Here is a 25,734-nt window from a genome sequence, read left to right as displayed (position 1 = left end):
AACTTGCTCGCCATGCGATCAATGGACGACATCAAAGCGCTCCCCTGGCACCGTCTCTTCTGAAGGCGGGGTGTCATCCCGACGAATCCCGAGCATGTCCATTCGGTATTTGAGCATCCGACGACTGATCCCAAGCAGCGCCGACGCGTGCGTCTGTACGTAATCCGTCTTTCTTAGGGCATCGAGGATGATGTCGCGTTCGAACTCCATGACGGCTTTTTCGAGTGAGAGGCGTCCTGAGAGCGTCTCTCCTTTCAGCAGTTCGGCGTGAATGCCAGTGCGAAGGGAGACGGGCAGGTGTTCCGGCTCAATCCGTCCCCCTGCTGACCACACGATCGTCTGTTCGACGACGTTTTCCAGCTCTCGTACGTTCCCCGGCCAGTGATACTTCGCCAGCGTCTCGAGCGTCTCTTTGGAAAACTCTTGGCTGGAGCGCTTGTCTTCTTCCAACCGGCGCGCCAAAAAATGCTTCGCGAGATAGGGAATGTCCTCACGGCGCTCCCGCAGTGGCGGTAAGTAGAGGGAGACAACGTTGATCCGGTAATACAAATCTTCCCGGAACTCTTTGCGTCGCAGCAGCTCTTCAAGGTTCTTGTTCGTGGCCGCCATGATTCGCACATCGACCTTGATCGGCTGCGTGCCGCCGATCCGAGTGAATTCGCGTTCCTGTAACACGCGAAGGAGTTTGGCCTGGGTCGGCAGACTCAAATCGCCTATTTCGTCAAGGAACAAACTGCCTCCGTGCGCCAACTCGAATTGCCCCAGTCGCCTGGCTTGCGCGTCGGTAAACGAGCCCTTTTCATGACCGAACAGCTCGCTTTCGATGAGTGTTTCCGGCAGGGCCGCGCAATTGATGGCGATGAACGGCTGTTCGCGACGGCTGCTGTTGTAGTGAAGGGCGCGCGCCACCAATTCTTTCCCTGTGCCGCTTTCACCGGTGATCAACACCGTCGTGCGCGTATCCGCCACTTGCGCAATCTTCGAGTAGATTTCACGCATAGCCGGGCTTTTTCCCACCAGGTTGTGAAAGCCGTACCGGTGGACGACCTGTGCGCGAAGGTAGTGGACTTCGCGTTCGAGTTCCCGCGTCTGCACGGCCTTTTCGACGGTCAGCCGCAGTTCATCGACGTCGAACGGTTTCGTCACGTAGTCGGCCGCGCCCATTTTCATCGCATCCACGGCTGTCTTGACGGTCTTGGTCGCCGTGAGCATGATCACTGGAACTCGGGTGTCTTCTTTTCGGATAGCGGCGAGAATTTCTAGGCCGTCGCGTCCGGGCAGCATGATGTCCAGAAGCACGAGATCGGGTGAGTGGCTGTGAAATAGCGTAAGACCCTCCTCACCGTCTCCGGCGCAGAGCACATCATAGGTGGGCTCGAGCACCATTTTGATGGAGCTCCGGATGCTCGACTCGTCGTCAACTAGCAAGACCCGTTTTTTCATGTTCCTTGTGTTCCTGTGAGAAGGCGATAGCCAATGGATCCATCCGAAGATTGACGAAGAACGTCGTGCCTGCTCCAACCGCGCTTTCCACTTCGATATATCCGCGATGCTCCTGCACGATCTGATGGACGATCGTCAGCCCTAACCCGGTCCCTTCTCGTTCCCCGCTCTCGTGCTTCGTGGTGTAGAAAGGATCGAATATGTGTTCGAGGTTCCCAGGAGCAATCCCCATCCCGGTATCGGCGACCTCGACTTGAACCCATAGTCCATCCGCTTTTTCCATCCGATGGGTCCGAACCGTGAGACGCCCGCCGCGATTCGCCATGGCGTCCATGGCGTTGAGGAACAGATTCAGCAGGACTTGTTTGATCTGTTGTCGATCCATGTGGACGGCGGGCAGATCGACGGCCAGCTGTTTGTCAATGACGATGCCCTTGCTGCCGGCTTTGACTTCTATGAAATACAGGCAGGACGACACGACGTCGTTCAAATCCTCAGGAAGAAACTTTGGTTCTCGGTAGCGCGCGTAATCAAGAATTTCATGAATCAGCCGCTCAATCCGATAGACGTCTTCAATAACCACTTGGCTGAATTGACCGATGAACTGCTCGTCTTCTCTTCTGCCTGGCGCCAGTTGAATGAACGTCTTGATCGAGGTCAACGGGTTTCGAATCTCATGGGCGAACCCGCCGGCGATGGTTTCAAGAGAGCGCAAGCGGTCGGTTCGTCGCATGAGCATTTGTGATCGCTTCAGGTCGGTATACAGAACCGCATTGTCCAAGGCAATGGCAGCATTTTGAGCCAACGTCGTTAAGAGGTGCAGCTCGTGCTCTGAATACTCCAGGGCATTCTGCCGGGGTCCCAAATTAATGAAGCCGATCAGCCGATCCTTGTTAATCAATGGCAAGCAGACCTCGGATTCCATCGACTCGAGCCATCGCCGAAGCGATTCCGCTCCTGACGACTGTACCTGGCGGCCGACTTCTTTACGTACCAGAATGCCTTGCGAGCAGCGAAGATAGTGTGGAGCGTCGTCCGCCGCGGAAAACTTCAAGGCCTTCAGACGATCGAGCCCTCCTCCCCGTGATCCGGACAGCACGTACACATTTTTCTCGTTGTCTAACAGGAACAGCGATACCGTCTGAAGGTGGAGGACTTTCTCAAGCGTCATGAGGATCGTTTGGGTCAACGTGGGAAGATCCAGGATCGACACCATCGCTCTACTGAATTCAGTCAATGTGTCGTAGGCCTCCTTCTCCTTAAACAAAGCTTTCCGCACCATGGCTTCCATATGCTGTTGGATCGAGGCCAAAAGGCCGGCGAAGATCGTACTCGTGGCAAGGAGAATACCGGCCAACTCGTACGCCAACACCCCCGTAAACAGTCGGATCACTCCGAGGATGACCAAATAGAAGAGGAGGAGCAACGACAGTGCTTGAAGATAGGGCAAGACGTTGCGGCTGTCGCCGGAGAACGAAACTCTACGGCTGCTCGGCTTAATTGAGACATAGGCAAGGCAGGCGATCGAGAAGACGCCAAGCAGCCGGCCGAAAGGGTAGATCTCAATGCCGTAGCTCGGCAGGAAATCGATCACGGCGAGCCATCCGATTGCAAGGAGCCAAGACTGACGCCGGGTGGTCGATGAATCGGACTCCGTCGTCGATCGCGAGGCGCGACGAAGGAGGAGCACAAGACTGACGGCCCCCGTGCCCGCCCAATATACAATCAATAGCGCATGGAGCGAGCCGTGTTGGGGATAAAATCCCCAGAAATACGAGCGCGCTTCTGTGAGCAACAGGGGCGTGAAGAGCAGGCCGAGTAAGAGCCCGCAAGCCGCGTAGACGGCAGGCACAACTCCGAGGACAGCCGATGTTGTCAGTGTCGTCAGGCGAAAAAGAATGGCTGGCAAAGCAATGATGCCAATGTACCCGATTCGGTACCATCCATCCGCTTCGTTCAGAACGGACGACGAGTATGCGAGGAAATCGGCCAGGCAGGTGATGCTCCATGCGAGCGCAGCCAGCACGAGCAGACGTCGCCATTTGGACGGTGTGCCATGTGAAATGACCCAGAGTGCGGCGCCAAGTGCGACCAGAGCACCAACCAGTGATGGAACGGACGACTGCGTGGCGCGTTGCAAGACGGCAACGGTCAGTGATATCGGAATCAGGACGAGCAGAAAGAGCAGACTATACGCGAGGGCTTTGTTCAGCAGGTGGTTGTGTATCATACAAGACGTACGCGTTCGCGAGCCGACGAGGGCGATGAGGCCGTGAGCGGCTCCCGATAAGTATAGCTGCAGAACGATGAAAGTGGTGCCCCGAGGGGAGCTGCCGAATTTGAAGAGTCAGCAAGAAGTTCAATAGGTTCGGCCGATCCGGCCGACCGGAACTCATAACGACGAGTACGGAGTCTCGCTTGGAGCGTTGTAGCTTGTCACAGTGTTTAAGGAAAGAAAGAAAGAACGGGGAGGGTTGCTGGGAGTCAGAGCGGCCTGTCAGCGACCGCTATGTAAGCTTGATTGGCAAACGCCGAATAAATGCGCGGTTGTATTGCTCCGGCCGACATGAGCAAGACCGCCAGCTCGTGGCGATCGAAGAAGCGAAAGCCACCTTCCCGTGCGCACTGCGTGAGATTGCCCGACGCTTCGAGGATCTGTTTCGCTCTCTCGACCTCGGTTGGCGTGCGGCTAAGAGTAAGAAAATTTCTGTAAATTTGCGAAAGATCGGCCTCCGGTTTGAAGTGCGTGATGACGACTTTGCCGCCTGGCCTTAACACCCGGATGAGTTCCCGGAGCGTAAAGAGAGGGTCTCGGAGATAGCCGAGAACCAGATTGCACACGACGCGATCAAATGCCTGATCATGGATAGGAACTTGGAAATCGAGATCGGCGCATAAGAGCGCCGCCCTCATGACAGATTGCGGTCGCACGGCGTCCGCAAACTTTCCGCGCAACTCTGCCGCCACGCGTAGGAGATTCTGTCTCGCCTGATCAAGGCCGCTCGGTACAAGATCCAGGCCCACGTAATGGACACGAGGGCCGCTCTCCGGCGTTTCCGAGTGGAGGGAACGGGCGATGAGCAAAAAGGTGCCGAAATTCCCGTTTCCGCAGCCTGCATCCAAGATTCGCATCTCCCGTTCGAAGGGGGCCAGCAAACGGTAGATGTGATCGAGGAGATGCCAATAGTCCGAAAAATTGATCAAGTAGTGCGACCGGTCCAAATAGTCGCGCCAAAAGTTGATATGGTTCGCCTTCGTCATCTGATGGTGGAGGCGGAGACGCTCGCGCTCCATGTGGATTTGTTCGTGGATTTCTTCCTCAGGCGGTTCAGCGATCTCTTGGCCTGCAAGCGGATAGAACCACGTACGGCACCGCACCACGATGGCTCGAAACAGGGGGGCCGCCTCATGACCTCGTTCGAACACACGGAGGAGTGGCTCAGGCTCCGTCCTCCATTCCAGCAGATAATTGTGGAACGCATGTTTGACCGCACGGGCTTGGTCTTCACTCGCCCCAAGATCCCGCGTAGAGGCGAGGACGACTACAGGGATTCGGAGCGCCTCAGCGTCCCTCAGTGTCGAGGCGAGGTCCGTATAGCCTTCCCTGATGGCATCTCGCAGCCAGGCGTCCGCATCGATATTGAAGCCGAGAACATTCGTCACCCCTTGTTTCCTTCCCTCGAAAGCCGCCGCCACAACGTCTTCGCGATGCATGGCTCTCAGAGCGTGCTGAAGATCGAGCACGGGTCCGAGGAGGACGAGTAACTTTACGTGTGGCATGCCTCGGATCGCCTTGAGCGCCGTTCTCGCCGAGACGTTGGCGCCGACGATGATCAAAGGACTAGTTGGCCATGTTGAAGCGGCAAAGCTGATGACGCTCTGCAAGTCGGCGGCCATACCGCCGAGTGTGGTCGACACCATCCCGCCGTCGCTTTCGCCGATGTGATTCGTATGATCGTAACGCAACAGGTGGAAGCCGTTCCTCGCAAAGTAATAGGCCAGTCCGATGTAATCGGTCTTCGTCTCGCCATAGCCCGGCGACAGGATGACCAAAGGGCAAGCCGAAGGCAACGGCTCAGCGTAATCATGATAGACCGCCACTTGGTGTCCCTGCTGGGTACGGCAGTAGACGAGTTCGCTGAGCACGGAACGCTGCCCTTGACGTCGGGCGGAACCAGTCGGCGAGGCCAGATACCGTGTGATGAGATATTCGATCCGCGAGCGAGCGGCGGCGTCGTTGATGAATCGCACGCCGACGTGAAGAACCATGGCGCGAGGACGGGCGTCTGGCGACATGCCCTGCCGCGGCTGATCCGAGACCTTAGTCCAAACGACTTCGCCGATCAGTTCACCGTCACTGCGATCTACCGGGCCTCCCGGCCTGTCTAGATGTGCCGTTGACTCGAACCGGATGGTGATGCGCCCTTCAGGACGAGCGTCGGCCGTCGAGAACTCAATACAGGCGCCCCCCGCACTAATGTTGATCAACAGAGCGTGATGAGAAGGGTGAGCGCTGGCCATGCTGATCAAAACAGGAAGAGAGAGAGTAATACGAACCGTCAGCCGTCGCTCTCTCTGATCGTATGGCTCATCGCTTGGCCCACGCCCAGTGTGAGCCGGAGGCGGTTCTTGGGAAGGAGACTGCTCGGGAACGATCAACACGCGCAACGTAATGGCAATGGACTGGGTGCGAAGCCCCTCGATCAGCGACGCGAGCACTTTGCCTTCGACATCCGTCAGTGCTGAGAAACGAATCGCGACACCTGTCGTCGCTGCGTCGGTGTCTTGAGCAGCCGGGTTCTGTCGCACATGTGCAATCGCCCCGCTGATGTCAAGAATGCCAACTTCGCTCACAAACGCCAAGCGAACACGCTGGCCTGGCCGGATGGGCGGTGGGCCGACGACAACAACGAAAAGTCCGTCGACGCTGATATTGACCGCGTGGCCTTCCCACGTCCGTCCATTGAAAGTCATGTTGACGTCTATGCGGACTTCCAGACGGGCGGCACGACGGCGTTCGCCATGTTCAGGGGCGCCTCGGTCTCCCACCGTTTCTGTTGGCATCGAGGGTCCGGGAACGGGTTGCTCCACTGGAGTTTCAGACGGGACCGGAGTCGGCAGGCGCGCTGGGTGTTCCGGCATTTGCTCTATTCGGTCGAGCAGAGTGCGCGCCGTCGACACAATCTGACCGAGCGGAGTCTTGAAATCTGAAAAACCTGAGGACATTTGATCCATGATCGATGTGACGGGTCTCAGAATGCCTATCGTCCCAAGAAAGCGGCCGTCGGGATCATATAAGGACCGCGCCGTGACCTCGATATCCACCGGCAGCTGCTCGTGCTGTTTGTGCCGTACGCGAACGCGGGACCCGTGGCCTGCACGAGTATCCGACCGTCTTTCGTTGAACCGCCACCGCGCCGCCTCGCGGTCTTCGGCGACCACCACGGCATAGGATTGACCGATCAGTTCTTGCGGCTCGTAGTGCAGGAGCTGCCGTATTTGTCGGCTGACATAGACGAAGCGGCCGTCGAGGTCCAACTCATAGACAACGTCGGTAAGAGTGTCGACCAGGCGGCCGAACCGATACTGAGTGAGTTCGAGTCGAGTTCGGGCGTCACGCTTTTCGAGAACCTCGAGAATGATGAGTGGAAGCTCGGCAAGGAACGACGGATGCTTGAACAAATAATAATCGACGCCGTGTCGGATGGTCTCCAAGCTCCATGCCGGATCCTCCGTGTTCCCAATCATGATGACCGTCGCGCGCTTCACCCGCGCCCGAATCCGTTGAATGGCACCGGGAACGTCTGGCACCAATGCCTGATCCACTACGATGACCGACCAATCCTGTTTGGTCGACCATTCGAGCGTTTCGTCGAGGCTGTAGACCGTTTCCACCCGGCACCCAGGATAAAACGAACGCAGCCTCTTCGTGATCTGCATAATGTCATCCGCGGCGTTGCTCGCGAGAAGGACAGCCAACGTGTCGGGTGGCATGGAGGCGTCCCTAGAAGAATGGAGCCGAGAAGGAGGAGAGGCTGCAGCCGAGGCCGGCGCTGCCGTTACAAATAGAGGAAAAGAAGGCGAGGACAGAATTGGGACGGGACGAGCGAGGTTGGGGTGAAGGAATAGTCATGTCGAATAAGAGTAACTATGAGGGGAAGCGGTGCCATTAGAACGCAACAATAACCGACAAGCCTCCGCACGCGAGTTGCTGAGCCGTCAGTAATGATGTCAGCCGAATTGCCGCCGTAACGTGCCATACCTATAGAGTGCGCTTCAATTGGACTTTCGACCTAAGATGGTCGTCGGTCGTCAACGTAAGACAGGGTGAATAAAGGAGAAAGCTGCGTGAGAAAGAACGATGGACTCCGATTTCTCCTGTACCGGTGGAAGAGTCTTATTTCGAGAACGCGGTTTGATCGCCGCTGCATGGACCGGGCGTCATGTAGAGAAGGTAGTTGCCCATGCCGTGCTGGACCTCCGCATCATGGAGAGGATGATGATAGACCATGCTCATTTGGTATTCATGCGTACTCCTCACCGAAAATCCTTGTGAGTCACTGTAGACCTGATGCGGCTGGAAAGCCAGGAAGGTCCCGTCCTGAGCGACGTCGGGTACCGTTCGAAGCAGCGTTCGCCGAGCAGTCATATCTTCCAGGGTGATTAAGAGCAATTGATCGTGGCCGTGAGGATATGCAAACTTCACACACCCATCCATTCGGAATGTAAGTGGTGCGGACAGCACGTGCACACCCGGCTTGATTTCGATTCCTTCATCGGTCTGATCTTTTCCGCGCTCGCCGAACTTGCTGTAGCATACGATGTTCACGCCGACCTGATACACTTCCATCTCTTTTACGGGCGTGCCTTCCGGCGCCATCTCCATGGTAAATGTCGCCATGACGTCTTTTGTCGGCGGTGCCTTATGGTAAAAGGCGACGATAGACATGAGCTTCTGCCCCTTGCCCAACTTGACGCCATATCCGGGTGGAAAGCGCGTTTCCGTCATTTCCAAACCGGCACCGGCGAAGAATAGCGGCTCCCCAGGGCAAGAAACGCTTTCGCGGTCATTATTCAGCATCAAAATGTGATGCAGGTAATTCTTGGGAAGGGGCTTACCGTCTTTGGTGAAGACCGCGGACTTGTAGCCGACGAGATACATGTCCTTTGGCAAGTCGAAGATATGCTTGGGCATGCTGGCAGCCAGTTCACCATCGTGCGGGGAGGGCAAATCGATCGGCCCGAACGTCAGGGTCACCGTATTGCCTTGTATGGTGACCGTGGTGGTCGTCTGATTATTGAGGGTTGGAACTGAATGATGATCGTGAGCGCCTCCGGCCAGCGCTGAAGTGGACCATGCTAACAGGACACACAGTATGACGATCGGCATCCTCTTTCCTCCTGTCCATCGGGTAGGCTCAGCCACCGGGGTGACCATAACAGTCAATTAGGTAGTAGTTCTGTAGGAAAAAACGGCATCAGGCTGTCGGGGCGGCCAGGCTGGAGAGAACGCCCATAACTTATGGAGCAGGCGGATCGGCCGTTGACCGTGACTCGGAAGAGAGCCGCTTCCAGGTGTAGCGTCCGCCCCATTGGCGAGGCGGGATATTCTTTCTGTCTCCCACGCGCGTGTACCACCATACTCCCGTCGCCTCGGTTGCATCTTCCGATAGGAGCAGCTCAAACCCGCCTTCACGGTCATTCCCGGGCTGCTCCCACTTGCCAGTCCATTTCCGATCGGCGACTTCAATCGTCGTGATACGTCCGCCCTGCCAGGTGTACGGACCGTTACCGCGAGAGTCGAGCGTCGCCTGATACGACTTGTCTTCTTCCTGAATGTCCCACTGTCCACTGAGGTCCGGTGCAGGACCGTGATTCGGCGAAGAGGCGGTGTCTTGAGCCGCACTGTGATCGACAAAGCCAAGAGCGACACAAGCAGCGAAAGAAAAAACGAGGAGGGAGTTGGGTGTTCGCTGCACACGCACCATGCTGAGGAGATTGAACCTCATGGCGAGGCCGATGGGAAGCTAACGTCTTGGGAGGCCTTTGTCAAATCATTTCTTACGACGATCACCGTGACGTTGTCCTCTCCGCCTCGGTGGTTGGCTTCTTCAATGAGGCGACTGCAAAGTGATGGAAGGGATGCAGGTGAGCCGGCGACGACTGTGGCGATGACCTCATCGGAGAGCATCTTGGTCAGGCCGTCGGTACACAAAAGCAAAAGGTCGCGGGGCTCCAGGACATGCGTCACGATGTCCGGTTCAACGTGTGGTTCGGTCCCAAGCGCTCGAGTCAGTACATGGCGAAGAGGGTGAGCCGATGCTTCTGCCAGTGACATCAAGCCTTCCGCCACCGCGTCTTCGAGAAACGAATGATCGCGCGTCAGTTGGATCAGTGCACCCCGCCGGTAGCAATAGGCTCGACTGTCGCCGACGTGCCCAATAACTGCAACGGGGCGAGGCGCTGTGGCGATAGTAACTGCGACCACCGTTGTACCCATGCCGGCGAGTTCGGGCTTCCTGCCGGCCTCCTCGTGAATTACCTGATTGGCCGCTATCAGCGCGGCGCGCAGGCATTCGCGCCGTTCAGGTAAGCCGTCCCTCGGCCGTGTCTTTGTGACGGTGTCGGTCATCGCTCTGATGGCTAGTCGGCTGGCGACGTCCCCTCCCGGGCGCCCTCCCATCCCATCGGCCACGACCCAGACCGCCTCCTCATTCAGAACGGCAAAGGCATCCTGATTCGAGTGCCGCACACGGCCGATATGTGACTCTCCGAGACCTCGCCACCCCGAATTGTGCGCCCGGCCATGGTTCGTCGTCATATGGGCCAAATACTCGACTTTCGCGCTGAGTGTCCAGCGGTGTCGCGTAAACACATCCTCGGCATGTTCTTCAGTAGTTCGAATCAGCTCACTGGCTGGCGTGGAGGAGTCGATCCGGGGGGGATTGTAGTCTTGCTTTCAAAGGGGAAACAAGTTAGATTCCGTCACCGTTTTCAGTGTGCCATGCCATCGGGACCCCGAACGATCAAAATCACCGTCGGCGCCGTTTCCCTCGACGCGGAACTGAAAGCCAACAAGACGGCGGATGAAGTGTACAACGCCCTGCCGATCGACGCGTCGATCAATAGCTGGGGCGAAGAGTTCTATTTCAAGCTGCCGGGAGTCAAGGACTATCGAGAGACGGCGACCACCCAGGTCAAAGTCGGGGATATTGCCTTTTGGGGGGTCGGCCAGGTGCTAGCGGTGTTTTTCGGTCGGACACCGATGAGTACCGGTGATGACCCGGTTCCCGCTGATCGCGTCAACATTGTCGGGCGGATCCTAGGCGATGCTCGCCGATTGCGGGAAGTGATGGATGCGACCCGGATCAAGATTGAAAAGGCCTGATCACCAACATGAAGTTGTCCAAGGACAGGATTCACCATTTGAGCAAATCCGTGGTCGCCGCCTTGGCACAAAAAGGCCACCTGACAATGGAGGGAGATCCCAAGATCGCCGTGCAGTCACTGGAGTCCGCGATCATAGAGGAACTCAGTGTTGAGGACCGTCTCAACGCCGAGGTCCGCGCACTGATGAAGCAGTATGAATCCGAGATCGAGCGAGGTCGCGTGGACTATCAGAAGATGTTCACGATGATCAAGAGCAAACTGGTCAAGGAACGAGGCCTGATTCTCTAGTTCCGAAACGCAGGCATCGGATCCCATTCACCCGTGCTGAAGACCTCTGGCGATGTTGCTGACCGATGAGAAAACCAGCCATCTGTCCCACGTGATTCTCGGCGCGTTGAAAAAGACTGCCGGCGTCCGTATCGTCGGCGATGAACAGGCGCTTCGCGAAATCAAACGAGTGTTGTCGACGGAATTGGCGGCCGAAGAAGCGATCGATGAGCGGGTCCGCGCGCGACTTGCCTCGTATTCGCGACCGGTTCTCGAGGGAAGCACTGAATGGGACGTTTTGTACAGGAAGTTCGCGGAAGAGGAAATACGTCGCCACCACACACCGTGAGGGACTATGAAGCTCGTCGTCGTGCTCGCCGTCGTGATGCCGCTCGCCATCATCGGCTGTGCATCCAAGCCGAAGCCGCGGGTACCGCTCGCCCTGAAAGCCGCCGTGCCGCAGCAATTCGTGGTACTCAACACCCAAGGCATTCAGGAATATCAATCCAAACAATTCGCCCAAGCGCGAGACCATTTTGCCGAGGTGGTCGCCGGTGCGCCGACATCCGCAGAGGCTCATTACAACCTCGGCTTGACGCTCTACGCGATGGGCGAAACCGAACAGGCACACGAGCATTTTATTGAAGCTGCGAATCTGGCCCCAGGCGACAAAGTGATTTGGGATTCCCCGGCGTTGCACGCCTACGGCGCGCCCGAGCCCAACATTCAAAAGCAGGCGAAAGAGCCGAACTATTCGAACCAACGGCCGAGTTTCGGCGGCATGCCGCGGCGATAGAGATTCGGAGAGGGTGGTGATGGATTCCCGCCGTTCCTCGACGTGAATCCCAAGAGCAAGCTTTTGGTAATGCATATGGCTGATGAATTAAAAGCGGGTGACAAGGCCCCGGATTTTGCCTTGCCGGATCAGAATGGAAAGACGGTGACGTTAGCCTCGTTTCGGGGAAAACCCGTCGTCCTGTACTTCTATCCGAAGGACGATACGCCGGGCTGCACCAAAGAGGCGTGCAATTTCCGGGACTCGATCGGCGCGGTGACGAAGATGGGAGCTGTTGTCGTCGGCGTCAGCACCGACGGACGGGAGTCGCACCAAAAATTCATTCAGAAGTACGGCTTGCCGTTTTCGTTGTTGTCGGACGAAGATGCGGCGGTGTCGAAAGCCTACGGCGTCTACAAGCTGAAGAACATGTACGGCAAGAAATACTGGGGCATCGAGCGGAGCACGTTCGTGATCGACAAGCACGGAGTACTGGCTGCAACGTTTCGCAAGGTCAAGGTCGATGGTCACGTCGACGAAGTCCTCGCTGCCTTACGCGACGTGGGCCGAAAGGGCCAGTCTTGATCCAGTCCGAACGCGCCTCCTCTTCAAGAACCGTTTCGGTTCTTCTCATCCGGGGATAATGGTGCCCCGTCGTTCTACGTCGAAACGTACCCGCCGCCGTCACGCTTCCCAGTCCTCGCGCCAAGTCCCGTTGATTACCGTCTCGCCCCCCGGTCCGATCGCCAAGGCGTGGGTGCGACGTGATGAGCAAACGCTTTCGCAGTCTCTCACGCGACTGTATCCGCTGGTTGTGGAACGCGCGAGGGGTGCGGTCGTCATCGATGTCGATGGCAATCGCTATTTGGACTTTACGGCGGGTATCGCCGTCGTCTCGGCCGGTCATTCTCCTGCCCCCGTCGTGCGGGCCATCGCAGATCAGGCGTCGCGCTTCATTCACATGTCGGGGACCGACTTCTACTATCCCGCGCAAGTCAAACTGGCCGAGCGCCTCGCGCTGCTCGTTCCCGTCAAGCGTCCCGCCCGGACGTTCTTCAGCAATTCAGGAGCCGAAGCAGTCGAGGCGGCGTTCAAATTGGCCCGCTATCGGACGCGGCGGCCCCTGATGGTTGCGTTCCAAGGCGGCTTCCATGGGAGAACGATGGGCGCGTTGTCCCTTACTGGAAGCAAAGCCGTGCAACGCCGACATTTCGCGCCCCTTGTGCCTGGCGTGACTCATGTGCCGTACCCGAACTGTTATCGATGTCCCTACAAGCTGAGCCACCCGAGTTGTAATCTCTATTGCGTCGATGTTCTCCGAGACGTGTATTTTAAGACGACCGTTCCACCGGAAGATGTGGCGGCCATCATCGTGGAAGCGATCCAGGGGGAGGGAGGCGTCATCGTTCCACCGCCAGAGTTTCTCCCCAAGCTGGCCGCACTGGCGCGCGAGCACGAGATCCTGCTCATAGTGGACGAGGTGCAGACAGGGATGGGCCGCACCGGCCGAATGTTCGCCGTCGAGCATGCCTCGGTCAGCCCCGATATCATTGCAATCGGCAAAGGCATTGCCTCGGGCTTGCCGATGGGCGTGACCGTCGCCTCGGCGGATGTAATGAGTTGGCAAGCCGGGTCACATGCGAACACCTTCGGCGGAAATCCTGTGGCGTGCGAAGCGGCCTTGGCGACGATTGACTTATTGGAACGCAAGCTGATGGCGAATGCCGCCAAGGTTGGGACCTATCTCCTTCGTCGTTTAGAGGACATGAAGGCCCGTCACCGTCTCATCGGTGATGTGCGCGGATTGGGGCTGATGGTCGGCATCGAATGCGTGCGCAACCGTGATACGAAGGAAATGGCGATTGCCGAACGGAACGAGATCTTGCAACGGTGTTTTGAAAAAGGCCTGCTGCTGTTGGGATGCGGTCAGAGCGTCCTGAGACTCGTGCCACCCTTGATGATCTCCACGCGAGATGCCGACGCCGCAGTCGACATCCTCGATGATGTCATGACGCGCGTCGAGCGGCGGGCGGCTTCCCGCTGACCGGCTGAGTCTTCCCATGCGCGCAGCTCCGGCGCTCATCCTCCTCGGTCTCCTTGCAGCTGTCCCCCTTGCCGCCGAGGACCGAACGGTACCGACGGTCTTCATCCCGGACACCCTCACCTCACCGGGTCATCCAGTCGTGCTCGAGGCGCAGGTGCGTCAATCCGGGGCGTTGCTACGGTCGGGGATCGGCGGCGAACAGGTTGAATTCCTTGTTGGAGGAAAATCGGTCGGATCGGCCATGACCGGGGGCGACGGTCGCGCACTGTTAGAGTACACGCCAAAGATGCGCGGGAATCTGCCCGTGGCGGCGCAGGTCAAGGAAAGCTCACGTGTTTCGAAGGCCGAAGGGACGGGCACCCTCTTTTCGTGGGAACGGCGACGACCAATTTTGTTGATTGAAATGGAATCGCTGACCGAGCCGATTCCCGTACCTGCCTTACCGGTCCCCTCTATCCCTGGAAGTCCCGGAAGTCTCCTTCTTGGACGCCCACAACCCGATGCCGCCGAGGAAGTCAAGCGGCTCACCGACTTCTACTTCAATGCCGTGTATCTTTTCCGATCGCGGGTCGCGTCACCAAGTGATACCCGAGAAGTCCGGGACTGGCTCAAGACCGGAAAGTTTCCTCCTGGCTATATTGTCCACGTCGGTCCCGGGCAGGAAGCGGTTGAGGAAAGGATCGACAGTTTGCGACAGGAGGGGTGGGACAACGTCAAGGCGGGCATTGGGCGGACCAAGGAATTCGCGGCGGCTTTGATCGGTCGGCGGCTGGAAGTCGTAATCGTGTCTGCTTCGGAAGAGCGTGACTTTCCACGAAAAGCCCAGATCGCTAGGACCTGGAAAGAGGTACGAAAAAAGCGCCTGTAGGAAAGCGAGCACGGGCGCTGATTCATTCGCGTTTCTTTTGTAATTTGCAGCCCGTTCCTTTAAGATAGCGGCAGAAGAAAGGGCTCCGGCTGATGCGGGCCAAGACGAGTTTCCTCTGTCAGGCGTGCGGGCATCAGTCTCCACGGTGGCTAGGACGGTGTCCGGATTGTGGGGGCTGGAACAGTATGAAAGAGGAGCGTCTGGCTGCCGGGGGGAGCCGTCCCACCGTCCTCAAGCTCGGCATCCCAAAGGCCACGCTCATCGCTGAGATCGAAGTCGTCGGTGAGCATCGCCGCCGAACGGGTATCAGCGAATTTGATCGGGTCCTGGGCGGAGGCGTGGTTCCGGGATCGATCATGCTGATTGGTGGCGACCCCGGAATTGGAAAGACCACCCTCCTCCTCCAGGCGCTTCCCAGACTGGCCTCGACCGCCGAGCGTGTGCTCTATGTATCTGGTGAGGAGTCGCCGCAGCAAATCAAAATGCGCGGGGAACGCCTCAATGTCCCCACAGAGGCGCTCTATATCCTCGCTGAAACGGCGTTGGAAGAAATTCTGAAGGCGATTCAGGAGCTTCAGCCTGCTGCTGTGGTCGTAGATTCGATTCAGACCGTTTACACCGATCAGATCTCTTCGGCCCCCGGCAGTATCAGTCAGATCCAGGAAGTGGCGGGGCAGTTGATGGGCTTTGCCAAGCGCAGCGGCGTCCCGGTGTTCGTCATCGGTCACGTCACCAAGGAGGGTGCCATTGCCGGCCCTCGACTGCTCGAACACATCGTGGACACCGTCCTGTATTTTGAAGGGGACAAGGGCCACAGTTACCGGGTGCTTCGGGCCGTCAAGAATCGATTCGGTTCGACGAACGAAATCGGCGTCTTTGAAATGAAGGAGACGGGCCTTGAAGAAGTCGGCAACCCATCGGAGATGTTTCTGGCCGAGCGACCATTGGCCAGTACGGGCTCGGTGGTGGTCTCCAGCGTCGAAGGAACCCGGCCGATCTTGGTCGAGCTGCAAGCCCTGGTATCACCAACCGGCTACGCCATGCCGAAGCGAATGGCCACCGGCGTGGAGATCAACCGTGTGGCCGTATTGCTCGCGGTGATGGAAAAACGGCTGGGCGTTCACATGTCCGGTCAGGATGTCTATGTGAACGTCGTTGGCGGGATGCAGATCGATGAGCCCGCGGTCGATCTCGGCGTCGTCGCGGCCGTCATGTCGAGTTTGCGGGAGCAGCCGATCGATCATGCTACGGTCGTCCTTGGGGAACTCGGACTGGGCGGTGAGGTCCGAGCGGTGAGCCAAGCGGAACTTCGTGTTCGTGAAGCCGCAAAAATGGGCTTTCGGCGCTGCGTGCTACCCGAACGAAACCTAGCGAAAATCGACGGACGGAACGGGATTGAACTAGTCGGTGTGGCTGACCTTCGTCATGCGCTCGACGTCCTACTCGGATGATGCGGACGGCAAGAGGAGAGTAACCAGGTCCATGTTTGGACGGGCGCTCTGGATCTTGCTGGCGTGCATATCGCTCTCAAGCTGTGCGTTTTGGAAGACGCGAGAAGCACCTCCTCCGGCTGGACCACTTCGTGTCGCGAACGCCGAACAGTTGGCTGGCTTACTGGAGGAGCGGGCGGGCGCCATTCAATCCCTTAAAGGACTGTTCCGTGCACAAATTCAAGGGCCTGGGATCCCTGCGACGCAGTACGTCGAAGGAGCGGTCCATTTCCATCGTCCTGACGCGCTGCGATTGCAAGGGTTCAATCGCTTCGGCATCAAATTGTTCGAGCTGGGGCTCGGAGAGGAGCGGTACACGCTGCGTTTGGTGAACGGACGGTTGTTGACGGGACAGATCGCGGATTTGAGTCGCGTGGAAAAAATCGCACGGCCCTTCCGGCTCAGCGTGCTGGCCATGAGCGGGGTCATCGGCGTCGAGCCCATTCATCGCGGCGATCAAGTCGCTTTGATCGAGGACGGTGATCGTTATCGCTTGGACGTCTATGCGTCCTCCGCCGACCGGGCAGGGCAGGACTTACCTTTTCGCCGTCTGTGGTTCGATCGACAGTCGTTGCACGTTGTCAAAGAGCAGCGGCTCAATCGGCTCGGTGAAGTCGAGGCAACCGTCGAATTTGACGACTTCCGAGCGATCGACCTCGGATCGATGCCAACGACAGGGACGAACAGAGCTGCCAACAGGGACAGCGCCAGCGCGCCGTTTCGTGTGCTCGCTCAGGATGGCGATGGGCAAAGCCGAATCGAGGTTAAGTTCCATGAATTGACCCCGAACGTGCCATTGACGGCCGAGGAATTGCGCGTGGCGGCGCGACGTGTCCCGTATGCTGGGACGCACTCATGAGAGCATTGGCTGTGGAAACGGCGACCTCGCGGCAGAGCGTGGCGTTACTTGAGAATGACGCCGTCGTCCAACGGCGGGACCGTGATGCTGGTGGGAAGCAGGGTCAGTCGCTCCTTCCCGTTATCGACGAGTTGCTCGAGCGGACAGGATGGGCTCTTACTGATCTTGATCTCCTCATCGTCTCCATCGGCCCCGGCTCGTTCACTGGACTCCGGGTTGGACTGGCCACTATGATGGGATTTCGTCTCGTCACCGGCGTGCCGGTCGTGGCAGTTCCCACCCTTGAAGGCATGGCCTGGAACCTTTGCACTGAATCCGGTCTTCTGTGTCCCGTTCTCAAAGCTCGGAGCGGCGAAGTATATTGGGCGATCTATGAGTGGATTGGCGCCCGCCTGACGGAAATCTCTCCCGCCCAGGTCGGCTCTCTCCGATCCTTCGCGGAATCACTGCCACCATCGGTCACCGTCTTCGGTGACGGATGGAACGTGAACCGAGATAGTTTGCTGTCGCTCTTGGATGAGGTAGGACAGCGAGGTGTCCATGAGGTGAGCGGAGAACAGGGCGAGGCGAATGCGGTGAGTGTCGCCTTGGCAGGGCTGGGAAAATTCACACGAGGCGAGACGGCGGGCCAGGTGTTGAGCCCTTTGTACGTGCAGCGGGCGGAAGCAGAGGTCAAGATGGGGATCCAACGTGAAGCCGGGCGGACAACCACGGTATGAGCGACCTCAGTGACAAGAGCCGGATCTTCATTGACGGGGCGACCATTGACGATCTCGATGCCATTCATGCGATCGAAGAAGCCTCCTTCACGGCACCATGGTCGAGAAAGGCTCTGGAAGTCGAGTTGACCAACAATCCCTTTGCACGCGTGTACGTCGCGCGCGATGACCGGGCCATGACACCCGTGGGCTATGTCTGCTTTTGGCTCGTCTTCGAAGAGCTGCGGATGATGAACCTGGCGGTGTTACCGAGTGAAAGGCGCCGTAGGATCGGCTCCGCGTTGTTATGGCATGCGTTGACGATCGGGCGGACCGAGGGCGCGCGGCGTGCATTGTTGGAGGTGCGGGCGTCGAACGGGCCTGCTCTTGCTCTGTACGAACGGGCCGGATTTCGGCGAACCGGCCTCCGGAACAAGTATTACGCAAATCCTGTCGAAGATGCGGTTCTGATGGAATTGGATCGGATTGATTGTGTGAGGAGGCCGGAAGGCGAGTCATCTGACGAGAGTAACGTCGAATGCCAACCGTCACGGCAGGCGACGGGGTCGCCGCCGTTCTTTCAGCCAGGAGGTTACCGATGATGACAACCGATCGGATTGCGGAGCTGTTGCGGGCCTCGAATCTGGAATTTCGTCAACTCGAGGAAGCGCACCATCGGCTGGATGCTGAGCTGGCCGAGCTTCAACGCCGCCACGTCCTCACGCCACAGGAAGAAGTGCTGAAGAAGCAGATCCAAAAAGAAAAACTGGCCAAGAAGGACAAGATGGCTGAATTGATCCATCAATACCGCGAGGAACAGGCACATTCGGCCTCGCGATAGAGATCACTGAGTTTTCACCATGGCCCACGTTCTTCCTCCGCTCGTACGCCATCTGTCTGCCATCAAGCGTCGGCTGATCATCGTGGCGGGGACCGTTTTGGCGTCGATCGTGCTCATGTTTGCTTATGCCCCGGACCTAGTGGCATGGCTGAAGCGACCGTTTCAGGATGATCTTATTTTTTATGGGCCGACGGAGGCGCTGTTCGCATCCATCAAGGTCTCCGTGTTGGCAGGCGTCATCCTGAGCCTGCCGATGATCCTCTACCAAGGGTGGAAGTTCATCGAGCCAGCGCTGCTTCCGAAGGAGCAGCGCTGGGCGATTCCTTTGCTGTGTCTGGCGGCCGCATTTTTTGCCTTAGGCCTCGTCTTCGCGAACCTCGTCATCTTGCCGCTCGTGATCCGGTTTTTCGTGAGCTTCGGCTTGGACCGCGAACTGACGCCGCAATTGGCGGTCGGCACCTATATCGATTTCAACGTAAAGTTCTTGCTGATCTTTGGCTTTGCGTTTGAGCTGCCCTTGGTCTTGACCTTACTCGCGCGGGCTGGGCTCGTCTCGACCGACGTACTCGTTCAGTACCGCAAGCATGCGATCATGGTCGCGTTGATTGTGTCCGCCATCATTACGCCCGACGCGACGCTCTTTACGATGCTGTTGATGGCCATCCCGCTGATGATCCTGTATGAAATTGGCATTTGGGGAACCCGCATCTTTGGAAGGCGAAGGGCGAGCGAGGACAGGGCCGTCTCGCTCGAACCCGTGACACCGGTTGGGACGGCAGGCCACCGCGTTCGCTAGATCAAACCATACGTTAGCTAGATGGTGAGATCATGGAACTGATTTCAACACGACAACTGATCATACCCGTGATGCTTTCCGCTCTCCTCGGGACCGCCCTTGGTATCGGGTCGGCACAAGCGGATGCGCCGGGCGGCTACCCGGGGCCCTTCTTGGCTCCCAGCATTCAGGCTCTCACGACCGTTGGACCGAATACCGTGTATGCAGGGTCGTTTGGCATGGGGATGTTTCGCAGTGATGACCGGGGGCAATCGTGGACGGCAGCGAACACCGGCCTTTCCGACCCCTTTATTCTCTGCTTGACCACCGCCGCGGACGGCACCGTCTATGCCGGAACGTTCCGAGGTGGGGTGTTCCGCACCCGGGACGGAAAGAGCTGGGAAACGGTCAACGCCGGCCTCAAGCGCTTGGAGGTAAAGGCGTTAACGGTCAAGGATGGAGCGATTTATGCCGGGACAGGTGACGGCGTCTATCGTCTGTCCGACGGCGCACACAATTGGGCCGCCGTGACGAAAGGGTTGGAAGACGTCCTCGTCCACACGATCGCGATTGCGCCTGATCAGACGCTCTACGCCGGCACGTCGGGCAAGGGTATTATGCGCCGGAAAGCGCATGCGACGGAGTGGCAGCGCCTGACCCAGGGACTGGTGGATCACGAAGGGATGCGCGAGAATTTCATTCGTACGCTGGTTATGGATAAGGATCAGGCCCTGTATGCGGGAACCTTTGATGGCGGCGTATTTCGCAGTGGCGACAGCGGGGCGACGTGGCGGCCGATCAGTCACGCGTTGCCCAACGATTCCATTCGAAGCCTGGTGTGGAACGAAAGAGGACTGTACGTCGCGACGGGTCGCGGCATTTTCAAGACGGTCAACCAAGGCGTTCAGTGGATGCCGCTCAACAAGGGACTGACCGAGCTTTCCGTCCAGGTCTTGATTGCCGCGGAAGATGGCGCGCTCTACGCCGGGACCAGCTCAGGGGCCTTTCGCAGTGACGACGATGGAAAGAATTGGACCGGAATCAGCGAGGGTTTGAGCGGGGTCAGTCAACCTTTCTTCCAGAGGGAGCGATAATGTCGGATGCCAAGGGCGCAAAGGCGACGATTCATGTCAAGGTGAAGGGGGAGCCGATCGGAGACATCGTGTTGTCTTTCTTCCCTGACGTGGCGCCGAATCACGTGAAGAACTTCATCAAGCTCGCCAAGGAGAAGTTCTATGACGGCTGCACGTTCCACCGCGTCATCCCGGGGTTTATGATCCAAGGCGGTGATCCGAACAGTAAGAAGCCGGATCGCGCGCTCCACGGGATGGGCGGCCCCGGCTATCACATTGCCGCGGAGTTCAATAGTCGACCTCATAAGCGCGGCGCGCTCTCCATGGCGCGCTCGAACGATCCCAACAGCGCCGGCTCGCAGTTCTTTATCTGCGTCGCCGATTCCTTCTTCCTCGATTGGAAGTACACGGTGTTCGGCGAAGTGGTGAGCGGCATGGAGGTGGCGGACAAGGTCGTCAATGTCAAGCGCGACGGCCGCGACAATCCGCTCGAGCGGGTTGAGATGACGGTCACGGTTACTGAGGCGTGAAGATTGAAGTTGAGAATCGTCTGCTTCCTCCGCGGTCTCCTCACCACCTTGCCCTTCGCCTCCACGTGCCTCGTGCTTCTCGGCTGTGCCGTGCCGCAGGTGCCGGCCCGGATGATTTTTGAATCCCCTACCGATTTTGTCAGGCTGGAACCTGACCCCTATGCCTTTCACGAAATTCCGCAAACCCTCCACAGTCAACCGGCGCTTATCTCGCCCGACGAGATGGCGCGCGTCCTGAAAGGCTTTTCAGCGCGTCAACACCGCAATGGCCTCCAACGCTTGTTCCTCGGCGAGGCCCCGTGGGAGAGAGTGTTCCGCGACGAGGAAGTCGCGTGGCTTGCGCCCCGGCTTTCAGAAGCGCTGGCGTCTGCGCAGCCGGATGAGCGGGCGACCTTCTACATTAGTTATCCGCAGACGTCGATCAAGCGGGAAATTACATCGGGAGGCGCCTACGTCCACGAGGGCCGATTGCACTTCATGCTCGGCAACTATCGCGTGGTGTACGGTATTCCCGCTTATGGCATGGTCTACGACCGTCGATATCCCACCGCGCCCACCGGACCAAAGGCCTTCGATCTCACGTTCACTCCCAGCGATGCGCTCGTCAAGGACCGGGCGAGTTGGTGGGATCACCTCTCCGGTCGAAAGAAAGACGAACTGGTAATTGATTTAGGACGTCTCGGGCCCGCCAAGGTCGTGGCCTAGCCTCCATCCTTCCCCCGCCCGGCACGGCAGCGGAGCCGTCGCTCCATTGCATTTGAGGCGACGAATACGCAAGGATAAGCAAGCGCTTATTCGGGAGGGCCTGTGGGGTCCAGGCGGCCTTCGTTATCAGTCGCGACAAAAATCGGCGGCGTCTTTGTCCTGTTGTCGCTGATCTTCAGCGCACTGTTGCTCGTCAATTCCTACCTCACCCAGCAGTTGCTCGGTGCAAGCTCCGCCATCAAGTACGCCGCGGGCCAACGGATGCGGGTGTACCGGATCGCGTTTCTCCTCAACGAAATCACGACACCCGACACGCAGGCGCGACAGACGGTGCGGGCGGACATCGAAGAGATGGGCCGCGTCTTGTCGGCCTTGAAGGAGGGGAACGCTGCCTATGGGCTCCTGCGCGAGTCGGAACGCGAGGTCCTACTGAAGCTCGCCGCCATTGAGCACCAATGGGTGCGTGAAATCCGGCCGAATCTGGAGCAGATTGTACGGGCGCCGTCACGCGTCGCCGCTTCTTCGATCCAATACAATCCGCGCGTGCAAGGATTTGTAGAGGGTTGGTCGGATCTCGTCGACATGCTCGAGCATCGGACAGCCCGGCGCATCGACGTCCTCTACCGTCTTCAATGGTCGTTCCTGGTCTGCGCCGTCGTTCTGTTGGCGATCGCGATGTGGGTGGTACGGCGTGTGATTCAAGATCCGCTCAAAAAGCTGACGACGACCGCGGAGCAGATCGCGCTCGGCCAGCTTCCCACCACCACGGAGGTGAGGAGTCGTGATGAGTTCGGGCAGTTGGCCGCGACCTTCGAATGGATGGCGGGGCGAATCACTCAACACCTGGACCACCTGGAGGCACTACGGTTGACCGGTCAGGAAATCACCACGCTGGAAGCCGGCGGGCTCGAGCAGGTCTTAAGACGCATCGTCGATCGCGCGGCCGGTTTGTTGAAGGCGGACTTGGCCATCCTCCTCGTTCGGCACCCCGTGCTGGAGTGCTGGGTGGTGGAGGCTGCTTCCGGCCAAATCTTCGATCAAATCCGCAAACAAGTGCTCCTCTTCGAAGAGACGCCGCTGACCACCCAGGTGTTCGAGACGCGTGCGCCGATCTTCGTGAACGACCTGTCGCAGCACGCGGATAAGCGCATCCGCTTTCGGGATGAGTTCGGGGCGAAAAGTTATATGGCGGTACCGGTCTTCGGGCCTCAGCAGGAGTTAATGGGGGTGCTGGTCCTTCTGCAGACGAGCGGGGTGCGCGTCTTTACCGATTGGGATGTTCAGTTGAGCCAGCAGTTTTGCTCGTACGCGGCGGTGGCCGTCGAGAACGCGCGGCTCTTGGAAGCCGTGGAAGCGGAGTCGACCACACTCAAGGAGCATCTGCGTGCCGTGGACCGGAAGATTGCGGACCTCACCCACGAAGTGAAAGCACCTGCTGGCCGCGTCGCCGAATTTGCGTCGTGGATCATGAAGGATTATCGAGGACGGCTCGATGACCGAGCGATTCGATACCTGGAGTGGATTCAAAAGGAAGGGCAGGACCTCCTCGATTTGGCCGAACGCACGCTCGATGTGGCGCGGCTCGGCGAAGAGCGGCGAGCGGTGGAAAGTGTGGACGTGGGGTCGGTCGTCCGTGAGTTGCTGGATCTCCGCGCATTGGACCTGGAGGCCAAGGGGATCATCGTGAACGTGTCCGATGACCTCCCGCAAGTGGCGTGCCGGCGCATCCATGTCAAACAGGTCTTTGAGAACCTCCTCGACAACGCCATCAAGTACATGGGTGAGCAACCCGCCCCAAGAATCGAGATCGGCATTCACAACGACTGGCTGTATGTCCAGGACAACGGCGTTGGAATGGAGCCATCGATGACCGACAGAATTTTTGAGCCGTTCCAGCGATTGGGGACGGTCGAGGCGCCGGGCGCGGGTCTTGGGCTCTCGATCGTGAAGACGGTCGTGGAACACTACGGCGGCGAAATCACCGTCACGTCGAAACCCGGAGACGGCACGACCTTTTCGCTGAGACTACCGATTCTCCTTCGCGATCCTGCCACTCACATCGAGACGGTGAAGGTCAAGAGTGATTGAGGTTTGTCCATGAAGATGACGAAGGAAAAAACGTTCACCATTTTGGTCATCGAAGATAACGCCGGCGACGTCGAGATGTTCCTGAGGGCCGTCGAGGAGGAGTTACCGAGAACCGAAGACGAAAACGTGGAACTGGTCTTCGCCGCGCGCGCCGAGGGCGGCTTGAAGATCCTCGAAGACCGTCACATCGATCTGATCATTACCGACGTCCGGCTGCCTGGAATGAGCGGCATTGACCTGTTGCAGCGCGTGCAGCAGATCAATCGACGGATTCCGGTGGTCGTGATGAGCTGGGTCAACACGGTCGATGTCGCCGTGGAAGCCATGCGCCACGGCGCGTTCGACTACGTCCTCAAGCCGTTTCAAACGCTCGACCTCGCGACCCGCATCCACCGGGCCATGCGTATGGCTGAAATTCTCCAGCAGTATCAACCACTGGACCGCGTGTCTCAGGCGTTGCCCTTCAAGGAACTGATCGGCACGAGTCCGGCCATCCAACATGTGTTGGCAATGATCGAAGCCGTGGCCCAAGTGTCAGCGACGGCACTGATCGTCGGGGAAACAGGAACCGGGAAGGAATTGATCGCCCGAGCGATTCATGCCCGCAGCCCCGAACGTGAGGGCCCCTTTCAAGTTGTCGACTGTACGACCTTTTCCGAGGGCATGGTGGAGAGCGAATTGTTCGGCCACGTGCGTGGAGCGTTCACGGGAGCCGTCGCAGACAAGCGAGGGTTGATTGAAGTGGGAAGCGGTGGAACCGTTTTTCTCGACGAAGTGGGGGACCTGCCGCTGAGCCAGCAGGCCAAACTACTGCGCGTGTTGGAAGAGGGCGAGGTCCGGGCCGTGGGAAGCACCCAGCAAAAGAAGGTCAACGTGCGATTCGTGGCTGCCACCAATCAGAATCTGGCCGAAAAGGTGAAGCGAAACGAGTTCAGGAAGGACCTGTTCTTTCGGCTCAACGTCATGACCATCCAGGTTCCGCCGTTGCGCGAGCGAAAGGAAGATATTCCGCTGCTCGCTCGCCATTTCGTTCTTCGCTATGCCAAGGAATTTGGCAAACAGGTGGAGGATCTGCATGCAGCTGCCGTGACAGATTTGATCGCATATTCCTGGCCCGGGAACGTGCGCGAACTCCGGAATGTGATTGAACGGGCCGTGATGCTGGCCAAGGGCGACCGGATTGGAAGGCAGGACGTGATGGGCCTCTTACAACCTTCCGATCCATCGGTTGCGGCGATGACAGATGATTACTTGCATCTGCCCTATGCCAAGGCCAAGGAAAAGGTGTTGGACGAATTCAATCGGCGGTACCTGCGCGCGAAGTTGACCGCCCATCACGGCAATATCACGCATGCCGCAACCGAGAGCGGCCTTCCCCGTTCCTATTTCCATGAGATCATGCGGCGTTATTTGAAGGATCAGGAGTGAAAAACAGGTGTCAGAAAAGTCTGACTGTTGCTGTGCAAAATCAGACAAATATCACGTTAAGTCAGGCAGTTGACAAGAACGGCTGTCGATGTCAGGAAATTCTAACGGTAAAAAATCAGCAAAATCATGGTATTACATCAGCAATCCCCGTGAGCCATCAGTTTTTTCTCACTCCCTCAAAGCTCCGGCAGAACCAATCCAAATCGAGCATCGCAAGTGAATGTCAGATTTACGTTTTTCTGTCATCAGCTCCTGTCGTCCTACTTCATCGTCGGCACGCGGCTTGTAATTCCTTATCCACTCGTAACGAAGCTGCCTATTCATGCCATGAAAGGAGGTGGTGAAGGTAACGTTTCGTCACGGTCAGTGGGGAAGAATCAGTCGCAATCCTAGGAGGTGCCAGCAATGTTCTTATCAAGGCGACAATTTTTGAAGGTTTCAGCGGGGACGGTGGCGGCGG

Annotated in this window: 25 protein-coding genes; 19 read left to right on the top strand and 6 right to left on the bottom strand. The window is 58.1% G+C overall.

Annotated elements, in window-relative coordinates:
• Window positions 1-18 precede the first annotated feature (18 nt).
• From AC1U7K_RS07925 to AC1U7K_RS07900, 6 genes are all read right to left on the bottom strand, one after another.
• Window positions 19-1,443, bottom strand: a complete 1,425-nt coding sequence (locus AC1U7K_RS07925; protein ID WP_480250542.1) for a sigma-54-dependent transcriptional regulator — start codon at window positions 1,441-1,443, stop codon at window positions 19-21.
• Window positions 1,418-3,673 carry an ATP-binding protein gene (locus AC1U7K_RS07920; RefSeq protein WP_480250541.1) on the bottom strand — a complete coding sequence of 752 codons (2,256 nt, stop codon included), beginning with the start codon at window positions 3,671-3,673 and terminating at the stop codon, window positions 1,418-1,420. The genes AC1U7K_RS07925 and AC1U7K_RS07920 overlap by 26 nt, the downstream gene beginning before the upstream one ends.
• A 254-nt stretch (window positions 3,674-3,927) precedes the next feature.
• A complete protein-coding gene (locus tag AC1U7K_RS07915) occupies window positions 3,928-7,437 on the bottom strand; it encodes a PilZ domain-containing protein (RefSeq protein ID WP_480250539.1) in 3,510 nt (1,169 codons plus the stop codon).
• 403 nt (window positions 7,438-7,840) lie between these two features.
• Complete coding sequence (locus AC1U7K_RS07910; protein ID WP_480250537.1) at window positions 7,841-8,833, bottom strand: hypothetical protein; 993 nt, start codon at window positions 8,831-8,833, stop codon at window positions 7,841-7,843.
• Between the two features lie 130 nt (window positions 8,834-8,963).
• Window positions 8,964-9,452, bottom strand: a complete 489-nt coding sequence (locus AC1U7K_RS07905; RefSeq protein ID WP_480250536.1) for a hypothetical protein — start codon at window positions 9,450-9,452, stop codon at window positions 8,964-8,966.
• Window positions 9,449-10,318 carry a Stp1/IreP family PP2C-type Ser/Thr phosphatase gene (locus AC1U7K_RS07900; RefSeq protein WP_480250534.1) on the bottom strand — a complete coding sequence of 290 codons (870 nt, stop codon included), beginning with the start codon at window positions 10,316-10,318 and terminating at the stop codon, window positions 9,449-9,451. The genes AC1U7K_RS07905 and AC1U7K_RS07900 overlap by 4 nt, the downstream gene beginning before the upstream one ends.
• Before the next feature lie 129 nt (window positions 10,319-10,447).
• Here AC1U7K_RS07900 and AC1U7K_RS07895 point away from each other — a divergent pair, with 129 nt between their 5' ends.
• From AC1U7K_RS07895 to AC1U7K_RS07805, 19 genes are all read left to right on the top strand, one after another.
• Window positions 10,448-10,831, top strand: a complete 384-nt coding sequence (locus AC1U7K_RS07895; RefSeq protein WP_480250533.1) for a cyclophilin-like fold protein — start codon at window positions 10,448-10,450, stop codon at window positions 10,829-10,831.
• An 8-nt stretch (window positions 10,832-10,839) separates the two neighbouring features.
• A complete protein-coding gene (locus tag AC1U7K_RS07890; protein ID WP_480250531.1) occupies window positions 10,840-11,121 on the top strand; it encodes a DUF507 family protein in 282 nt (93 codons plus the stop codon).
• A 52-nt stretch (window positions 11,122-11,173) separates the two neighbouring features.
• The gene (locus AC1U7K_RS07885; RefSeq protein ID WP_480250530.1) at window positions 11,174-11,449 is read left to right on the top strand and encodes a DUF507 family protein; all 276 of its coding nucleotides are present in this window, start codon (window positions 11,174-11,176) and stop codon (window positions 11,447-11,449) included.
• A gap of 6 nt (window positions 11,450-11,455) precedes the next feature.
• Window positions 11,456-11,896, top strand: a complete 441-nt coding sequence (locus AC1U7K_RS07880) for a tetratricopeptide repeat protein (RefSeq protein ID WP_480250529.1) — start codon at window positions 11,456-11,458, stop codon at window positions 11,894-11,896.
• Window positions 11,897-11,971: 75 nt separating this feature from the next.
• Window positions 11,972-12,460 carry a thioredoxin-dependent thiol peroxidase gene (gene bcp, locus AC1U7K_RS07875; protein ID WP_480250528.1) on the top strand — a complete coding sequence of 163 codons (489 nt, stop codon included), beginning with the start codon at window positions 11,972-11,974 and terminating at the stop codon, window positions 12,458-12,460.
• A gap of 58 nt (window positions 12,461-12,518) precedes the next feature.
• Window positions 12,519-13,919, top strand: coding sequence for an acetyl ornithine aminotransferase family protein (locus AC1U7K_RS07870; RefSeq protein WP_480250527.1), 1,401 nt, complete (start codon window positions 12,519-12,521; stop codon window positions 13,917-13,919).
• Window positions 13,920-13,935: 16 nt separating this feature from the next.
• Window positions 13,936-14,787, top strand: coding sequence for a hypothetical protein (locus AC1U7K_RS07865; protein WP_480250526.1), 852 nt, complete (start codon window positions 13,936-13,938; stop codon window positions 14,785-14,787).
• Between the two features lie 92 nt (window positions 14,788-14,879).
• The gene (gene radA / locus AC1U7K_RS07860; RefSeq protein WP_480250525.1) at window positions 14,880-16,238 is read left to right on the top strand and encodes a DNA repair protein RadA; all 1,359 of its coding nucleotides are present in this window, start codon (window positions 14,880-14,882) and stop codon (window positions 16,236-16,238) included.
• A 31-nt stretch (window positions 16,239-16,269) separates the two neighbouring features.
• A complete protein-coding gene (locus AC1U7K_RS07855; RefSeq protein WP_480250524.1) occupies window positions 16,270-17,136 on the top strand; it encodes a hypothetical protein in 867 nt (288 codons plus the stop codon).
• Window positions 17,133-17,855, top strand: coding sequence for a tRNA (adenosine(37)-N6)-threonylcarbamoyltransferase complex dimerization subunit type 1 TsaB (gene tsaB, locus AC1U7K_RS07850; protein ID WP_480250523.1), 723 nt, complete (start codon window positions 17,133-17,135; stop codon window positions 17,853-17,855). The genes AC1U7K_RS07855 and tsaB overlap by 4 nt, the downstream gene beginning before the upstream one ends.
• On the top strand, window positions 17,852-18,436 hold the full coding sequence (gene rimI / locus AC1U7K_RS07845; protein ID WP_480250521.1) for a ribosomal protein S18-alanine N-acetyltransferase: 585 nt from the start codon (window positions 17,852-17,854) through the stop codon (window positions 18,434-18,436). The genes tsaB and rimI overlap by 4 nt, the downstream gene beginning before the upstream one ends.
• The gene (locus AC1U7K_RS07840) at window positions 18,433-18,675 is read left to right on the top strand and encodes a DUF465 domain-containing protein (protein ID WP_480250519.1); all 243 of its coding nucleotides are present in this window, start codon (window positions 18,433-18,435) and stop codon (window positions 18,673-18,675) included. Before rimI ends, AC1U7K_RS07840 begins: the two co-directional genes overlap by 4 nt.
• A 19-nt stretch (window positions 18,676-18,694) precedes the next feature.
• Window positions 18,695-19,471 (top strand): twin-arginine translocase subunit TatC, encoded by a 777-nt coding sequence (gene tatC / locus AC1U7K_RS07835; protein ID WP_480250517.1) that lies wholly within the window; start codon window positions 18,695-18,697, stop codon window positions 19,469-19,471.
• Between the two features lie 32 nt (window positions 19,472-19,503).
• Complete coding sequence (locus tag AC1U7K_RS07830; protein ID WP_480250516.1) at window positions 19,504-20,544, top strand: ligand-binding sensor domain-containing protein; 1,041 nt, start codon at window positions 19,504-19,506, stop codon at window positions 20,542-20,544.
• On the top strand, window positions 20,544-21,053 hold the full coding sequence (locus tag AC1U7K_RS07825; protein ID WP_480250514.1) for a peptidylprolyl isomerase: 510 nt from the start codon (window positions 20,544-20,546) through the stop codon (window positions 21,051-21,053). The genes AC1U7K_RS07830 and AC1U7K_RS07825 overlap by 1 nt, the downstream gene beginning before the upstream one ends.
• Before the next feature lie 3 nt (window positions 21,054-21,056).
• Window positions 21,057-21,758 (top strand): hypothetical protein, encoded by a 702-nt coding sequence (locus AC1U7K_RS07820; RefSeq protein ID WP_480250513.1) that lies wholly within the window; start codon window positions 21,057-21,059, stop codon window positions 21,756-21,758.
• A gap of 102 nt (window positions 21,759-21,860) precedes the next feature.
• A complete protein-coding gene (locus tag AC1U7K_RS07815; protein ID WP_480250512.1) occupies window positions 21,861-23,846 on the top strand; it encodes a sensor histidine kinase in 1,986 nt (661 codons plus the stop codon).
• Between the two features lie 9 nt (window positions 23,847-23,855).
• Window positions 23,856-25,274, top strand: a complete 1,419-nt coding sequence (locus tag AC1U7K_RS07810) for a sigma-54-dependent transcriptional regulator (RefSeq protein WP_480250511.1) — start codon at window positions 23,856-23,858, stop codon at window positions 25,272-25,274.
• 405 nt (window positions 25,275-25,679) lie between these two features.
• Window positions 25,680-25,734: twin-arginine translocation signal domain-containing protein (locus tag AC1U7K_RS07805; protein ID WP_455388856.1), on the top strand; the 55-nt coding region annotated here is incomplete at its 3' end.

Source organism: Nitrospira sp. Vd2, from assembly GCF_979581665.1.
This window is presented reverse-complemented; position numbering and strand designations above follow the sequence as displayed.

What these genes read in the sequence shown, in the direction of transcription:
- AC1U7K_RS07925 (WP_480250542.1), bottom strand. Translation starts at nt 1,443, where the DNA reads ATGAAAAAACGGGTCTTGCTAGTTGACGACGAGTCGAGCATCCGGAGC.
- AC1U7K_RS07920 (WP_480250541.1), bottom strand. Translation starts at nt 3,673, where the DNA reads ATGATACACAACCACCTGCTGAACAAAGCCCTCGCGTATAGTCTGCTC.
- AC1U7K_RS07915 (WP_480250539.1), bottom strand. Translation starts at nt 7,437, where the DNA reads ATGCCACCCGACACGTTGGCTGTCCTTCTCGCGAGCAACGCCGCGGAT.
- AC1U7K_RS07910 (WP_480250537.1), bottom strand. Translation starts at nt 8,833, where the DNA reads ATGCCGATCGTCATACTGTGTGTCCTGTTAGCATGGTCCACTTCAGCG.
- AC1U7K_RS07905 (WP_480250536.1), bottom strand. Translation starts at nt 9,452, where the DNA reads ATGAGGTTCAATCTCCTCAGCATGGTGCGTGTGCAGCGAACACCCAAC.
- AC1U7K_RS07895 (WP_480250533.1), top strand. Translation starts at nt 10,448, where the DNA reads ATGCCATCGGGACCCCGAACGATCAAAATCACCGTCGGCGCCGTTTCC.
- AC1U7K_RS07890 (WP_480250531.1), top strand. Translation starts at nt 10,840, where the DNA reads ATGAAGTTGTCCAAGGACAGGATTCACCATTTGAGCAAATCCGTGGTC.
- AC1U7K_RS07885 (WP_480250530.1), top strand. Translation starts at nt 11,174, where the DNA reads ATGTTGCTGACCGATGAGAAAACCAGCCATCTGTCCCACGTGATTCTC.
- AC1U7K_RS07880 (WP_480250529.1), top strand. Translation starts at nt 11,456, where the DNA reads ATGAAGCTCGTCGTCGTGCTCGCCGTCGTGATGCCGCTCGCCATCATC.
- bcp (WP_480250528.1), top strand. Translation starts at nt 11,972, where the DNA reads ATGGCTGATGAATTAAAAGCGGGTGACAAGGCCCCGGATTTTGCCTTG.
- AC1U7K_RS07870 (WP_480250527.1), top strand. Translation starts at nt 12,519, where the DNA reads ATGGTGCCCCGTCGTTCTACGTCGAAACGTACCCGCCGCCGTCACGCT.
- AC1U7K_RS07865 (WP_480250526.1), top strand. Translation starts at nt 13,936, where the DNA reads ATGCGCGCAGCTCCGGCGCTCATCCTCCTCGGTCTCCTTGCAGCTGTC.
- radA (WP_480250525.1), top strand. Translation starts at nt 14,880, where the DNA reads ATGCGGGCCAAGACGAGTTTCCTCTGTCAGGCGTGCGGGCATCAGTCT.
- AC1U7K_RS07855 (WP_480250524.1), top strand. Translation starts at nt 16,270, where the DNA reads ATGTTTGGACGGGCGCTCTGGATCTTGCTGGCGTGCATATCGCTCTCA.
- tsaB (WP_480250523.1), top strand. Translation starts at nt 17,133, where the DNA reads ATGAGAGCATTGGCTGTGGAAACGGCGACCTCGCGGCAGAGCGTGGCG.
- rimI (WP_480250521.1), top strand. Translation starts at nt 17,852, where the DNA reads ATGAGCGACCTCAGTGACAAGAGCCGGATCTTCATTGACGGGGCGACC.
- AC1U7K_RS07840 (WP_480250519.1), top strand. Translation starts at nt 18,433, where the DNA reads ATGATGACAACCGATCGGATTGCGGAGCTGTTGCGGGCCTCGAATCTG.
- tatC (WP_480250517.1), top strand. Translation starts at nt 18,695, where the DNA reads ATGGCCCACGTTCTTCCTCCGCTCGTACGCCATCTGTCTGCCATCAAG.
- AC1U7K_RS07830 (WP_480250516.1), top strand. Translation starts at nt 19,504, where the DNA reads ATGGAACTGATTTCAACACGACAACTGATCATACCCGTGATGCTTTCC.
- AC1U7K_RS07825 (WP_480250514.1), top strand. Translation starts at nt 20,544, where the DNA reads ATGTCGGATGCCAAGGGCGCAAAGGCGACGATTCATGTCAAGGTGAAG.
- AC1U7K_RS07810 (WP_480250511.1), top strand. Translation starts at nt 23,856, where the DNA reads ATGAAGATGACGAAGGAAAAAACGTTCACCATTTTGGTCATCGAAGAT.